Genomic DNA, 13,822 nt, shown 5'->3' on the forward strand with positions numbered 1-13,822 from the left:
GACTCTCCTTCTCTCCCTTGTCGATTCGAATTCTTTGTACGGCTAGCCGCCGGAAATCCCATAGGTCGCGGCGGCCGCCGCATCACCGGCGATGTAGCTCGCCCCCGCGGCGCCGACGCCGACGCCGGCCCGCTCGAGTTCTTCGACGCCCTGGGCCGCGATGGCCGCATGCTGCTGGCCCGCAGCGCTGAACCCGGCAGCAGTTTGCAGCGATACCGGGTCGGCCGCCGGCGGCACCACCGCGGTGATCAACGGCGCCGCTGCGGCGTGCGCGGCGGCCAGCCGCGCGGTCAGCGCTTCCACCGCAGCGCTGGCAGCGGCCAGTCCTTCGGGAACCACTCGCAACGTCATGAGTCACACTCCTCTGCCGGGTTTGTCCAATTATCGGGGAAAGCGGGCTATTTCGTGCGCTTAACGGTGGTTCACCTCCGATTGATCATCAGGTTCCCACGTGTTCGGCAACATCGGGACGCGTGGCGCGGGATCGTCGTCGGCGATCAACCCCACCGGCCTGGCTCCGCGCTCGGGTGCGACACCGGCGAATCCCAGTGTGCCCGCGTTTCTGCCCGACGCACTGACCAAGGCCAACCGGTCGTCGACGGCCACGTTCTCCGTCGGATCCAGATCCGCGTATTCCCGACCGCGGCCGACCACAGAAGCTCTGGTGCGACGGCGTTTTGGCGCACCGGTGGGCTCCTCGGGTGCGGGCGCCGGCGCCGCGGCAGCGGCATCGTCGGGCTCCGATGCCTTCCTCCGCGCTGCGCTGGCCGACCCCCGTTTGGCCGCCAAGCTCAAACCCCCCACCAGGTAGCCGTAGTCCGGCATACCCAGACCGATGCCCGAACCGGTGACCGACGGGGGCGCGGCAGTCGGTGGCGTCACCGGTGCGTGGGCAGGCGACGGCGTCACCGCTTCCACGGCAGTCGGCGTCGGGCCTGGCGTGGAAGACGGGACGCTGGGGACCAACGCCGCCACCGGCGGTTGGGGAGTCGCGCCGGGCAGCGGAGGCGGCGCCGCCGCGGCCAATGCCAGCAAACCTTTGACGCCCAGCGGCGCCAGTACCGCTCCGGCCGCCAGCGGCACCAGCGGAGCGGTCAGCAGCGGCACGACGGCCAGCGTCAGGACCAGAGTGCTCTCCAACGTCGTCTTCAGCAGGGCGATGGTGTCGGTGACCACGGTGCCGATGATCTCGACGGTGACGAACAAGATGGTGAAACCGATGGTCGCCGGATTGCCGGACGCGAACGCCGCGGTGAGGTCGAGCGCGACGAACGAGAACATCTGGGACAGCAGTGTCACATAGGTCGCGAGGTCCATCGGGTAGCCAAGGGCGAACGCGATGTTCAGCGGACTGAAGTAGGTGAGCGGATTGCCGAGGATGACCAGGTAGGGGTCGAAACCGCCGAACATCGCCTGGAAGTACGGGAGATTGGCGATCGCGTCGATGAACGGCTGGATGACGTCGTTGTAGAAAGTGGTGTAGGTCTGCCACAACCACTGCTGGAACTGCTCGAATGGAGTGCTGGATTCCGCTGCTGTGGCGACCCGCTGCGCCTCGGCTCGCAGGATCTCCGGAGCCGGACCGGTTTGCGGGGTGGCGGTCACCGCCGCCGTGGACAACGCCTCGTAGGTGCCCATCACGGTTGCGGCTTGGATCCACATGCGTGCGTAGTCGGCCTCATTGAGTGCGATCGGAATGGTGTTGATGCCAAAGAAGTTGGTGACCGTCAACACCGCGTGCGTGGCGTGATTGGCGGCCAGTTCCACCAGGGTCGGCATCGCCGCGAGCGCGCTCGTGTAGGCGACGGCGGTGGCGTGCTGTTGGGCCGCCTTCGCAGCGCTGTCGGCGCCGGCCTGCGTCAGCCACGCCAGATACGGCGCATGGGCGGCCACATAGCCGGCCGCCGTCGGGCCGGCCCAAGCGCCCGCCGTCACATCGGCCAGCAGCGCGGACAACTCGTCGGCCGCTTCGGTGTAGGTCACGCTGAGTGCGGTCCACTCCGCCGCGGACGCCTCTAATGGGCCCGGTCCGGGCCCGCTGCTCAACAGCGCTGAATGCAGTTCCGGCGGCGAAGCCAACCAGATCGGGGCGGTCATCGAACGTTCCTTTGACACGACGGGATGCCCGTCGCCACTCCCAGAACGCCCAGCCGCTGGAACGATGACATTCCAGCAAAGGCCGTCCGCCCAGTCCACGAGGCGACGTGCGCCGGACACGACGCGTCCGGCACAGCTGGCAGGTCTTCGGACTCACAGGCACGCACCTTCGGTGCACCTACTGGCCGTCGCTTCCCGGCCCGGGCTATGGGCCAGTGCTTATGACGGCGTTCGTTCCTGCATACCGCTGCGGGACAGTCCCGGATTTCCACCGGGTTCCCTCTTGCGACGAACCTGAAGGAGCGTTCGCCGCTCGATGCCGGCGACTCCTCACGTTGCCACCAGCAAACCAGCTGCGGGCATCAGAATACTTGACACCCCGCCCTTGAGGCCAGTCGTCGCGAAGGACTGGCATGCTCGTGCTGATGTCTGGGCTGCTGGTGGCGGGTACGACGAGCGACGCCGGCAAGAGCACCGTCGCCGCCGGACTGTGCCGCGCCCTGGTGCGGCGCGGAGTGCGGGTGGCGCCCTTCAAAGCGCAGAACATGTCCAACAACTCGATGGTCTGTGTTGGTGCGGACGGCGCGGGAGCAGAGATCGGGCGCGCGCAATGGGTGCAGGCACTCGCGGCTCGAGTCGTGCCTGAGCCCGCCATGAACCCGGTGCTGCTCAAGCCGGGCAGCGACCACCGCAGCCACGTGGTGTTGATGGGCAGACCGTGGGGGGAGTTGGACTCGACGGATTGGTTCCAAGGACGCCGGACGCTCGCCGCGGCGGCACACCGCGCCTTCGACGACCTCGCCGGCCGTTACGACGTCATTGTCGCCGAAGGGGCCGGCAGTCCGGCCGAAATCAACTTGCGCGCAGGCGATTACGTCAACATGGGACTGGCCCGGCACGCGGGACTGCCGACTGTGGTGGTCGGTGACATCGACCGCGGCGGGGTGTTCGCAGCGTTTCTGGGCACCGTCGCGCTGCTGTCCGCCGAGGACCAGGCGTTGATCGCGGGGTTCGTGGTCAACAAGTTCCGCGGTGACCTCGACCTGCTCGCGCCGGGTCTGCGTGACCTGGAACGGCTCACCGGGCGACGGGCGTACGGCACCCTGCCGTGGCATCCCGACCTGTGGCTGGACTCGGAGGACGCGCTCGATCTGACGGGCCGGCGCGCAGCCGGGCCGGCCCGCCGGGTGGTCGTGGTGCGGCTTCCCCGGATCAGCAACTTCACCGACATCGACGCTTTGGGGCTGGAACCCGAAGTGGACGTCGTGTTCGCCGCAGACCCCCCGGCGCTGGGCGATGCGGACCTCATCGTGCTGCCGGGTACCCGCGCGACGATCGCCGACCTGGCCTGGTTGCGCTCGCGGGACTTGGACCGCGCGGTGCGGTTGCACGTCGCGGCGGGTAAGCCACTGCTGGGGATCTGCGGCGGGTTCCAGATGCTGGGCCGGGTGATCCGGGACCCGCATGGCGTCGAAGGGGCCGGACCTGCCGAGGTCCCCGGCCTTGGTCTGCTCGACGTGACGACGACGTTCGACGCCCAGAAGGTGCTGCGGCTGCCGCGCGGTGAGGGGCTGGGGGTGCCGGCGTCCGGGTACGAGATTCACCACGGCCGGGTCGAGGTCGGCGCCGCAGACCCGTTTCCCGGCGGTGCGCGCGCCGCTGCCGTGTTCGGCACCATGTGGCACGGTTCTCTGGAAGGTGACGCCCTGCGCGAGGTCTTCCTGCGTGAGACACTCGGGATCGCCCCGTCGGGCACCCGCTTCGGCACTGCCCGCGAGCGCCGCCTCGACCTGCTCGGCGATCTCGTCGACCAGCACCTCGACGTCGACGCACTACTCGAGTTGGCCCGGCGCGGGAGCCCGCCGGCGCTGCCCTTCCTCCCGCCGGGAGCGCCGTGAGGTCGGCCTTGAGGTCCCAAACTTCTAGAACACGTTCTAGTGTGTCAATTTATGGGATTCCTGAAGCCCCAACTGCCGGAAGTCGACTTCGCCGAGTGGAGCAAGGGCACGCGCGCTGAGAAGATCCGTCCGATGGCCCGGCACTGGGCCGAGGTGGGTTTCGGCACGCCGGTGGTGCTGCACCTGTTCTACGTCGGCAAGATCCTGCTGTACATCCTCATCGGGTGGCTGATCGTGTTGAGCACCAAGGGAATCGACGGGTTCACCAATGTCCGGTCGTGGTACGCCGAGCCCATCGTGTTCGAGAAGGTCGTGCTCTACACCATGTTGTTCGAGGTGGTCGGGCTGGGCTGCGGCTTCGGGCCGCTGAACAACCGGTTCTTCCCGCCGCTGGGTTCGATCCTGTACTGGCTACGGTTCGGCACCATCCGGCTGCCACCGTGGCCGGATCGGGTGCCGCTGACCTTTGGCACCAAACGCAAGCCGGTCGACGTGGCGCTGTATGCGCTGCTGCTGATCTTGCTGTTCACCGCGTTGTTCACCGACGGCAGCGGTCCGATACCGGAGGTGGGCAGCAAGGTCGGGCTGCTGCCGATGTGGCAGATCGTGGCGATCCTGTTGGTGCTGGGCGCATGTGGGCTGCGCGACAAAGTCATTTTCCTGGCCGCGCGCGGCGAGGTCTACGGATCGCTGACGGTGACCTTCTTGTTCGGCGGTATCGACATGATCGTCGCCGCCAAGCTGGTGTTCCTGGTGATCTGGATGGGGGCGGCCACCTCAAAGCTCAACAAGCACTTCCCGTTCGTCATCTCGACGATGATGTCCAACAACCCGCTGATGCGGACCCGTTGGCTCAAGCGGCGCTTCTTCGAAAAGTTTCCCGACGACCTGCGCTCCGGCCGGCTGTCCCGGATCATCGCCCACATCAGCACATTCATCGAGATGTGTGTGCCGCCGGTGCTGTTCTTCGCCGGCGGCGGGTGGCCGTTGACGGTGGCCGCCACCGTCATGGTGCTCTTCCACCTGGGGATCTTGTCCGCAATCCCGATGGGGGTGCCGCTCGAATGGAACGTTTTCATGATCTTCGGGGTGCTGACGCTGTTCGTCGGCCATCCCAAGCTCGGGCTGGGCGACCTCAGACACCCTGTGCCGGTTGCCATTCTGTTCGCGTTGTTGGTGGGCATTGTCATCGCGGGCAACCTGGTGCCGCGCAAGATCTCCTTCCTGCCCGGCATGCGGTACTACGCCGGGAACTGGGACACCACCCTGTGGTGCATGAAACCCTCTGCGAGCGAGAAGATCTCGCGGGGCATTGTCGCCATCGCCAGCATGCCGCAGGCACAGCTGGAGCGGTATTACGGCAGTCCGGAGGCGGCGCAGATACCGATCTACATGGGCTATGCGTTTCGTGGGTTCAACACGCACGGCCGAGGGCTGTTCACGCTGGCGCACCGGGCGATGGCTGGCCAGAACGAGGACGACTACGTGATCACCGACGGGGAGCGGATCTGCAGCACCGCGATCGGCTGGAATTTCGGCGACGGCCACCTGCACAACGAACAGTTGATCCAGGCCATGCAGCGGCGGTGCCAATTCGAACCCGGCGAGGTGCGGGTGGTGCTGCTCGACGCGCAGCCCATCCACCGGCAAACCCAGCGCTATCGGCTGTACGACGCCGCCACAGGGGAATTCGAGCACGGCTACCTGCGGGTGGCCGACATGGTGACCCGGCAGCCCTGGGCCGACGACGTGCCGGTCCAGGTGCTGTCGGAGTGACTCTCCTCGCGTCGAGTGTCACGCTGGCGTGGCGGTGGACGCCGAACGTCACGCTGGCGTGACGCTCGGCGAGCGTGGCAGCGTGGCGAGTCTCTCCTCGCGTCCAGTGTCACGCTGGCGTGGCGGTGGACGCCGAACGTCACGCTGGCGTGACGCTCGGCGAGCGTGGCAGCGTGGCAGAGTCTCTCCTTGCGTCCAGTGTCACGCTGGCGTGGCGGTGGACGCCGAACGTCACGCTGGCGTGACGCTCGGCGAGCGTGGCAGCGTGGCAGCGTGGCAGCGTGGCAGCGTGGCGAGTCTCTCCTCGCGTCCAGTGTCACGCTGGGGTGGCGGTGGACGCCGAACGTCACGCTGGCGTGACGCTCGGCGAGCGTGGGCGCTACAGACCCGCGCGCACCTCCTGCGCCGCGGCCACCATGTGCTCCAGCGACGCGGTCACCTCATCGGTCCGGCGGGTCTTGAGGCCGCAGTCGGGGTTTACCCAAAGACGCTGTGAGGGAACAGCTTTCAGTGCTTCCCGCAACGACTTGGCCATCTCCTGCGTACTCGGCACCCGTGGTGAGTGGATGTCGTAGACGCCGGGCCCGACACTGTTGGAGAAACCGATCGCGTTGAGGTCGTCGAGGACCTCCATGTGCGACCGCGCCGCCTCGATGGAGGTGACGTCGGCATCCAGGTCGGCGATGGCGCCGATCACCTCGCCGAACTCCGAATAGCACAGATGGGTGTGGATCTGGGTGGAGTCGTCCACCCCGGAGGTGGCCAGCCGGAACGCCGCCACCGCCCACTGCAGGTACCCGTCCTGCTCGGCGCGTCGCAGCGGCAGCAATTCCCGCAACGCCGGCTCGTCGACCTGGATCACCGCGATCCCGGCCGACTGCAGATCCACCGTCTCGTCCCGGATCGCCAGGGCGACCTGGTTGGCGGTGTCGGCCAGCGGCTGATCGTCGCGGACGAACGACCACGCCAGGATGGTCACCGGACCGGTCAGCATGCCCTTCACCGGCTGTTCGGTCAGCGACTGCGCATAGGTGATCCACTCGACCGTCATCGGGTGCGGCCGGGACACATCGCCGAACAGGATAGGCGGGCGGACACAGCGGCTGCCGTAGGACTGCACCCAGCCGTTGTCGGTGGCGAAGAAGCCGTCGAGCTGTTCGGCGAAGTACTGCACCATGTCGTTGCGTTCCGGCTCGCCGTGCACCAACACGTCCAGCCCGAGTTGCTCCTGCAGTTTGATGACGTCGGCGATCTCGGCTTTCATCCGACGCTCGTACTCCGTCTGGTCGATCTCGCCGGATCGCAGCGCGGCCCGTGCGACGCGGATCGCCGAGGTCTGCGGGTAAGAACCGATCGTCGTGGTGGGCAACACAGGCAGCTGCAGCCGCGCCTCCTGACTAGCCCGCCGCTCAGCCGGGTCACCGCGATGCGTGCCGGACGCCACGATGTCATTGATGCGGGCGCGGACGCGATCGTTGTGCAAGCGCGGGTCCTGGGTGCGCGAGGCCGCCGCCGCATTGGACGCGGCGATCTCGTCGGCGACCGCGTCGCGCCCGTCGCGCAGGGCACGCGCCAGGATGACGACTTCGTGCACCTTCTCGGCGCCGAACGCCAGCCAGCTGCGCAGTGCATCGTCCAATTCGGTTTCCGGTTCCAGCGAATACGGGACGTGCAAGGTTGAGCACGACGTCGACACCGCCAGGTGGGCCGCCGAACTCCGCAGCGCCGTCAGCTTTTCCAGCGCCGCCTCCAGGTCGGTGCGCCAGATGTTGCGGCCGTCCACCACGCCGGCCACCAGCGTCTTGTCGGCCAGTTCTGGAACGGCCGCGATCCCCGTGTCAGCGCCGTAGACCAGGTCGACACCGATGGCCTCGACGGGTGTGCGGGCCAGCCCTGCCAGCGACGCGCCCGGGTTGCCGAAGTAGGTGGCGACGTAGATCGACGGCCGGTGGGCCACTCCACCCAGAGCGTTGTAGACCGCCTCCGCGAGTGCCGGAGCGTCGGGGGAGATGTCAGTGACCAGGGCGGGCTCGTCGAACTGAACCCATTGGGCGCCGCTGTCGGCGATCAGCGCCAGCAGTTCGGTGTAGATCGGCACCAGTTCCTGCAATCGTTCGATCGGAGCCGTAGCGCCGTCTACGGCCTTGCTGAGCAGCAGGAATGTGACGGGACCGATGATGACGGGACGCGCGGGGACGCCCAGCTCGTGGGCTTCCTTCAGCTCGGCGAGCACCTTGTCGGGGTGCAGCGCGAACCGGGTGGACGGCCCGATCTCGGGGACGAGGTAGTGGTAGTTGGTGTCGAACCACTTGGTCATCTCCAGCGGCGAGATGTCGTCGTTGCCGCGCGCCGCCGCGAAGTAGCGGTCCAACTCGTCGGAGACCCCACTGACGCGGGCCGGCAGCGCGCCGAGCAAGACCGCGGTGTCGAGCATCTGGTCGTAGTAGGAGAACGTGTTCACCGGCACCGAGTCCAGGCCGGCGGCGGCCAGCTGAGTCCAGGTGTCGCGGCGCAGCGACGCGGCGACCGACTCCAGGTCGGATCGGCTGGTGCGGCCGGCCCAGTAGCCCTCGGTTGCGCGCTTGAGTTCGCGGCGCGGGCCGATGCGGGGGGAGCCGGTAATGGTGGCGGTGAATTTCGGAGAAGTTGGTGCGGTCACGAGCTGGTCCTTCGGATTCGACGGTGTGGACACCGCCCGCGGACGCGCAACCGATCGCGTTACGGCATGCATCAACCGCAACGGCCCCGGCCAAACGCCCATTCCACGAGGCGATGTGCCGCCGAACGCGGCGCGTCCGGCACAGCTGGCAGGTCTTCGGACTCACAGGCGCGCACCGGGTGGTGCTCCTACTGGCCGTCGCTTCCCAGTCCGTTCTCGGGACCAGTGCTTGTCAAAGACGGCGGTCGTTCCTGCATACCGCTGCGGGACAGTTCCGGATTCTCACCGGATTCCCTCTCGCGAGCCATCAAGGCCTCGCTCGATGCCGGCGCCACAGGTGCGACGACGGCAGACCAGCTGCGTCGCCAAGGCTACTCCGTGCGCGATCTTCAGGTCGCCAGCGCTTCGGCGATCGGGACGTCGCCGTTGTTGAACTCGACGGTCCGGCCGATTGTCGAGTCGTCGGCGAGGACGGCGGCGGCGACGGCTGCCACGTCGGCCCGCGCTACCGATCCTTTGGCTTCGCCTATCGCGATGCGCCCGGTTCCCGGGTCTACGGTGAGCCGGCCCGGTCCCAGCACGGTCCAGTCCAGGTCGGTGGCGCGCAGGTGTTCGTCCGCGGCCGCTTTGGCCTCGGCGTAGGCGAAGAACGAGTCATCCTCAGGCACACCGTGGTTCGCCCCGGCGCCGAAGTAGGACACCATGACGAACCGGCTGACGCCGGCCTGCGCTGCCGCGTCGATCACCCGGATCGCGGCATCGCGGTCCACGGCATAGGTGCGCGCCGCGTCGCCGCCACCGGCCCCGGCGGCGAAGACGACGGCGTCGTGTCCCGCCAGCAGGCCGGCAATGTCGTCGGTGCCGAGCTCCTCGATGTCGGCCGTGGTCGCTTCGGCACCGGTGTCCGCAACGTCGCTGGTGTGGCCGGGATTGCGGACGATCGAGGTCACCTGGTCGCCACGCTCGGTCAGGATTCGGGCCAGCTGCAATGCGACCTTGCCGTGGCCGCCGATGATGATGATGTTCGCCATGACGTCGACGTTACGCGTGGCACCCGAAACGGATGACTGGTCTACTTGCCGCGCACCGCGACGCCGCGCAACACGGTGTCCCGCGCCAGGATGAGCGACGTGCGGGTGCCCACCTCGCGCAGGATGTTCTCCGGTATCCACTGCATGCCGATGACGCAGCGCGCCAACATGGTGGCCGACGGCGCCTCGAGGCCGATCTCTGCAGACCGGATGCCTTCGGAGAGCAGCGATTTCATCTGACGCAACCGGGTCGTGTAGGACCAACCCGGGTTGACCGCGTCGCGGGGCGGAGACTGACGCATCCACGCGAGTTGAATCCTGAACTCATCGGAGAACTGGTCCAGAGCGTTGACATTGACCCAGCTCAGCGCGTCCAGCTTTTCGATGGTCGTCGCCTCCGCACGCAACACGGCGACCCATCCGGCTTCGACCTTCTGGCCGAACGAGCGCATGATCGACGCCAGCAGTTCGTCTTTGGAACCGATCACCCGGTAGACGGTGCCGGTACCCAATCCGGCTGCCGATGCGATGTCGCGGATGGTGGTGACTTCGTACCCCTTGCGGCCGAACTCCGTTCGGGCCACCGCACGTAAGTGAGCCGCTTTATCGCTCGGGTCGGCTTCGCTGTCGTCGGCCCATGTGTCGATGACGTCGGTGGCCGCGCTGAAAGCCTTCGACCGATCCAGCACCCGATCCGCAGGTGGTCGGGATGCCAAGCCCTGCAGGATGATTCGACACAGCAATGCCGCCACCTGGTCGGCTGAGGAATTGTGCCGCATCACGTCCAGACCGACCTGCAGCATGGTCTGACAAATCCGATCGGCCAGGATCGGCAGATCGGCGTCGGTGATGTAGCCACTGGATCGAGCGGCGCGCAGCGTCTGCAGCATCGCCTCCTGCACTGCGGTGGGCTGCTGGCGGGTCAGCTTCATCAATTCGGGGTCCGCGCTGGGGCCCTCGTAGAACGACATCTGCAGCGCAGCCCGGTGTCGCACCGCGCAGTTGGCGATCGCGCGGCCCAACTCGACGATCTTTTCGGCGGGCGGACGCGGATCCGGCTCGTTCAACTTGGCCTGAGCGCTCTGCCCGATGCGGTCCAAATCGGCCTGGTAGCGACGAATCAGCTCGACCAGAATCGCCTCTTTGGACTCGAAATGGTGGTAGAGGCTACCCGGGAGAATGCCTGCCGCATCGGCGATCTCCTGCAGCGAGGTACGCAGACCCGAGGAAGCGATCAGCGAAGCAGCGGTCTCGAGGATCTCGGTCCGCCGGGTCCCGCTTTCGATTGCGCTGTCGGTCATGGTCGGCGGCGCGCCAGCCTGCCGGACGACGCGGATCGCAGAGCGAACACCATGCGAATCGCGTCCTCCCGCCGAACCAAATCTTTGTTAGAGGTTATCAGACTGGCCGCGGCAAACGCGCTGCTTACAGACCCGCGACGGACGCGTTGACCATGCTAAATGGGCGGGCCGGTCCAGTGGTTGGATGCAACGACTTTCTCGATCGGCACTCGCGGAGCTGGCCGGAATGTGTGGCCGGCGCGCAGCCGCCCGACAGGTAGCAGACAACCCTGGACGTAGCTCGCTGGAATGCCGAGCAACTCGCCGACCGCGGCCTCGTGATGCAGGTGCAGCGTCGTGATGCACGTGCCGTAGCCGCGGGTGTGCAGCGCCAGCTGGAAGTTCCATACCGCGGGGAAGATCGAGCCGTACAGCGTCGCCAGATGGAACGACTCGTCACCCTCGATGCGCGGCAGATACGGCTGGTAGCACGGGATGACGAGCACCGGCACCCGGGACATGTTGTCGACCAGCCACTCGGTGGATGACATCAGCCGACTCTCCGGCGTCCCGGCCGGCAGGAACTCGCCGAGCAGTTGGCCGCCGACCCGACGCAGGTAGGCCTCCCGATAGAACTGTGCGATCTGCTCGCGCACATCCGGGTCGGTGACCACCAGCCACCGCCAGGTCTGCGAATTCGAGCCGTTCGCGGCCTGCAGCCCGGTTTGCAGGCAGGCGCGAATCTCGGCCGGATCGACGGGAGCATCCAGGTCCAGGGACTTGCGCGCGGACCGGGTGGCGCTGAGCAGGTAATCGATATCCATGATCAGGTGCTTCCGGCGAGCTGTACGCCCACCTCGGTGAGATAACGATCGGGGCTGCCGAGATACGCGCTCCAACTGAGCAGCCGCTTGAGGTAGAGGTGCGCATCGTGTTCCCAGGTGAAACCGATGCCGCCGAAAACCTGAATCGCGGTGTCGCCGACGGTGGCCAACCGGCCGGCGAAAGCTTTGGCCCGCAACGCCGCCAGGTGCCGCTGCTCGGGACACGAGTCGGCGGCCCACAGGGCGTGCACCACACCGCTGCGCGCCAGCTCCACCGTCTCATACATGTCGACGCAGAGATGTTGGACGGCCTGGAAAGACCCGATCGGCTGGTCGAATTGCCTTCGCGTCTTGGCATATTCGACGGTCATGTCCAGCACGGCTCGCGCGGCCCCGAGTGCGTCGGCGGCCATCGCGATGAGGACGTCGTCGATCACCGCGTCGATGGCGTCGGGGGTCAGCGTACCGAGCCGCTGTGCGCCGGCGTTGTCGAAATCGACCCGAAACTGCTTACGGGTCTTGTCGATACCGCGCTCGGGTGTCATCGTGACGCCGGCATCGGCGCTCTCTACCGCGAACAGCGCGGTGCCGTCCTCGTCTTCGGCAAGGACCAGCAGCAGATCGGCCGCCACCGCGTCGGGCACCGTCAACGGTGGCGAGCAGACACAAACGCCCCCGTTTCGGGACGAAATGAGGGGCTTTTGTGACTGCTCGGCCAAGACCGCAACTGTGGTGCCGTCGGCGATCCCGCGCAGGATCCGCCCGGCCGGATCGCCGCCGAGACGGGTCAGGATCCGCGCGGCTGCCACGGCAGTGGACAACCAGGGGCCCGGGTGCAGCGCGGCGCCGAGTTCTTCGGCGACGATGCCGGCCTCCACCATCGTCATCCCGGCGCCGCCGAGTTCGTCCGGCACCAGTAGGCCGGTGGCCCCGAGCTCGGCCAGGCCGCGCCACACCGCATCGGTGGTACCGGTGGGATCGTCGAGCAGCAGACGTACATGCTCCGAAATCGGTGCCCGCTCAACGAGAAAGCGTCGCACCGTGGCACGCAGGGCGAGTTGCTCTTCGGTCAGTTCGAGGTTCATCGGCGCGGCAACCCCAGGACGCGCTGTGCGGTGATGTTCTTGTTGATCTGACTCGTGCCGCCGGCGATGGTCAGCGACCGCGACGACAACCGGTAGTCGGCCCAGTGGCCGTGCACGCCGCGGGTGCCCAGTACGTCGAAAGCCAGAGCGGCCAGGCTCTGCCCGACCTCACCCCATACGGTCTTGGCCAGGCTGGCCGCCGCAAGTGCCTGCTGCTCGGATCCGCCGTGCAACGTCGCGGAAATGCCGCGCAGGCAGAGCACTTCCAGATACTTGATCCGCACGCCGAGTTCACCCAGCCGGCGCAGCACTACCGGGTCCTCCAGCGCGGCGCCACCATCCACCGCCGCCAGGTCGGCGATCAGCTCGTCCAGTCGCACATGCAATTCGGCGTAAAGCCGCGCCGCACCGGCACGTTCGTGGCTCAGCGTGGTGGTGGCGACCTGCCAGCCCGCGTTGAGCGGCCCGAGCAGCGCGTCGGCGGGCACCCGCACGTCGTGGAAGAACACCTCGGCGAAATCGGTGTCGCCGTTGAGTGTCACCAGCGGACGCGCCTCGATGCCGGGCAGCGTCATGTCCACGATCAGGCACGAGATGCCCTTGTGTTTCGGGGCGTCCGGATCGGTGCGGACGTAGAGCTGGCACCACTTGGCCTTATGGCCCAGCGAGGTCCAGATCTTCTGCCCGGTGACCACGAATTCGTCGCCGTCGCGAACCGCCTTGGTGCGTAGTGCGGCCAGGTCGGAACCTGCCTCGGGCTCGGACATGCCCTGGCACCAGATGTCGTCGGCCCGCATCATCCGGGGCAGCAGGGTGGTCTTCTGCGATTCGGTGCCGTACTGCATGATCGCCGGCGCAATATTGTTCATCCCGATCACATTGAGCGGCAACGGCGCTCGCGCCCGGGTGGTCTCCTCGGTGTACACCAGTTGTTCGAGGACGGTGGCACCGCGGCCACCGTATTCCCGCGGCCAGGCGACGGCACCCCAGCCCGCGTCGGCCGCGGTCGCGTCCCAGGCGCGCAGCTGTTCGAATACCGCGTCATCACGGGCGGACGGTCGCCGGGCGGCGCGCAATTCGTCGGTCAGATTCGCCGACAACCAGTTGCGCAACTCGTCGCGGAAGCGCTCAACTTCCACCGGGTATGAGAAGTCCACGTTTCCTATTCGACC

General features: G+C 67.2%; 10 protein-coding genes and 2 riboswitches. Of the genes, 2 read left to right on the forward strand and 8 right to left on the reverse strand.

Features of this window, described 5'->3' with window-relative positions:
- Positions 1-42: 42 nt before the first annotated feature.
- Positions 43-351 (reverse strand): PE family protein, encoded by a 309-nt coding sequence (locus AC5Y6Y_RS20015; RefSeq protein ID WP_499930151.1) that lies wholly within the window; start codon positions 349-351, stop codon positions 43-45.
- Between the two features lie 60 nt (positions 352-411).
- Positions 412-2,097: a PPE domain-containing protein gene (locus AC5Y6Y_RS20020; protein ID WP_499930152.1), complete on the reverse strand. Its 1,686-nt coding sequence runs from the start codon at positions 2,095-2,097 to the stop codon at positions 412-414.
- Between the two features lie 121 nt (positions 2,098-2,218).
- Positions 2,219-2,436: riboswitch (cobalamin riboswitch) on the reverse strand.
- Positions 2,437-2,522: 86 nt separating this feature from the next.
- Here AC5Y6Y_RS20020 and AC5Y6Y_RS20025 point away from each other — a divergent pair.
- Together AC5Y6Y_RS20025 and AC5Y6Y_RS20030 are read left to right on the forward strand one after the other, a co-directional pair.
- Positions 2,523-3,995 carry a cobyric acid synthase gene (locus AC5Y6Y_RS20025; protein WP_499930153.1) on the forward strand — a complete coding sequence of 491 codons (1,473 nt, stop codon included), beginning with the start codon at positions 2,523-2,525 and terminating at the stop codon, positions 3,993-3,995.
- 51 nt (positions 3,996-4,046) lie between these two features.
- Positions 4,047-5,771 (forward strand): DUF3556 domain-containing protein, encoded by a 1,725-nt coding sequence (locus tag AC5Y6Y_RS20030; RefSeq protein WP_499930154.1) that lies wholly within the window; start codon positions 4,047-4,049, stop codon positions 5,769-5,771.
- A gap of 379 nt (positions 5,772-6,150) precedes the next feature.
- Here the strand turns inward: AC5Y6Y_RS20030 and metE are convergent, their stop codons facing one another.
- The 6 genes from metE to AC5Y6Y_RS20060 form a co-directional block, all read right to left on the reverse strand.
- Positions 6,151-8,502 carry a 5-methyltetrahydropteroyltriglutamate--homocysteine S-methyltransferase gene (gene metE, locus AC5Y6Y_RS20035; protein ID WP_499930197.1) on the reverse strand — a complete coding sequence of 784 codons (2,352 nt, stop codon included), beginning with the start codon at positions 8,500-8,502 and terminating at the stop codon, positions 6,151-6,153.
- A gap of 58 nt (positions 8,503-8,560) precedes the next feature.
- Positions 8,561-8,754, reverse strand: a riboswitch (cobalamin riboswitch).
- 65 nt (positions 8,755-8,819) lie between these two features.
- Positions 8,820-9,461 carry an NAD(P)-dependent oxidoreductase gene (locus AC5Y6Y_RS20040; RefSeq protein ID WP_499930155.1) on the reverse strand — a complete coding sequence of 214 codons (642 nt, stop codon included), beginning with the start codon at positions 9,459-9,461 and terminating at the stop codon, positions 8,820-8,822.
- A 41-nt stretch (positions 9,462-9,502) separates the two neighbouring features.
- Positions 9,503-10,762, reverse strand: a complete 1,260-nt coding sequence (locus AC5Y6Y_RS20045) for a TetR/AcrR family transcriptional regulator (protein WP_499930156.1) — start codon at positions 10,760-10,762, stop codon at positions 9,503-9,505.
- Between the two features lie 155 nt (positions 10,763-10,917).
- Positions 10,918-11,565 (reverse strand): nitroreductase family protein, encoded by a 648-nt coding sequence (locus tag AC5Y6Y_RS20050; RefSeq protein ID WP_499930157.1) that lies wholly within the window; start codon positions 11,563-11,565, stop codon positions 10,918-10,920.
- A gap of 2 nt (positions 11,566-11,567) precedes the next feature.
- A complete protein-coding gene (locus AC5Y6Y_RS20055) occupies positions 11,568-12,650 on the reverse strand; it encodes an acyl-CoA dehydrogenase family protein (protein ID WP_499930158.1) in 1,083 nt (360 codons plus the stop codon).
- A complete protein-coding gene (locus AC5Y6Y_RS20060) occupies positions 12,647-13,807 on the reverse strand; it encodes an acyl-CoA dehydrogenase family protein (RefSeq protein WP_499926762.1) in 1,161 nt (386 codons plus the stop codon). Before AC5Y6Y_RS20060 ends, AC5Y6Y_RS20055 begins: the two co-directional genes overlap by 4 nt.
- Positions 13,808-13,822 lie beyond the last annotated feature (15 nt).

This window comes from Mycobacterium sp. NGS24 (assembly GCF_059813065.1).

Coding starts and splice junctions, on each gene's coding strand:
- AC5Y6Y_RS20015 (WP_499930151.1), bottom strand. CDS start 351: ATGACGTTGCGAGTGGTTCCCGAAGGACTGGCCGCTGCCAGCGCTGCG.
- AC5Y6Y_RS20055 (WP_499930158.1), bottom strand. CDS start 12,650: ATGAACCTCGAACTGACCGAAGAGCAACTCGCCCTGCGTGCCACGGTG.
- AC5Y6Y_RS20040 (WP_499930155.1), bottom strand. CDS start 9,461: ATGGCGAACATCATCATCATCGGCGGCCACGGCAAGGTCGCATTGCAG.
- AC5Y6Y_RS20020 (WP_499930152.1), bottom strand. CDS start 2,097: ATGACCGCCCCGATCTGGTTGGCTTCGCCGCCGGAACTGCATTCAGCG.
- AC5Y6Y_RS20045 (WP_499930156.1), bottom strand. CDS start 10,762: ATGACCGACAGCGCAATCGAAAGCGGGACCCGGCGGACCGAGATCCTC.
- AC5Y6Y_RS20050 (WP_499930157.1), bottom strand. CDS start 11,565: ATGGATATCGATTACCTGCTCAGCGCCACCCGGTCCGCGCGCAAGTCC.
- AC5Y6Y_RS20030 (WP_499930154.1), top strand. CDS start 4,047: ATGGGATTCCTGAAGCCCCAACTGCCGGAAGTCGACTTCGCCGAGTGG.
- metE (WP_499930197.1), bottom strand. CDS start 8,502: ATGCATGCCGTAACGCGATCGGTTGCGCGTCCGCGGGCGGTGTCCACA.
- AC5Y6Y_RS20025 (WP_499930153.1), top strand. CDS start 2,523: ATGTCTGGGCTGCTGGTGGCGGGTACGACGAGCGACGCCGGCAAGAGC.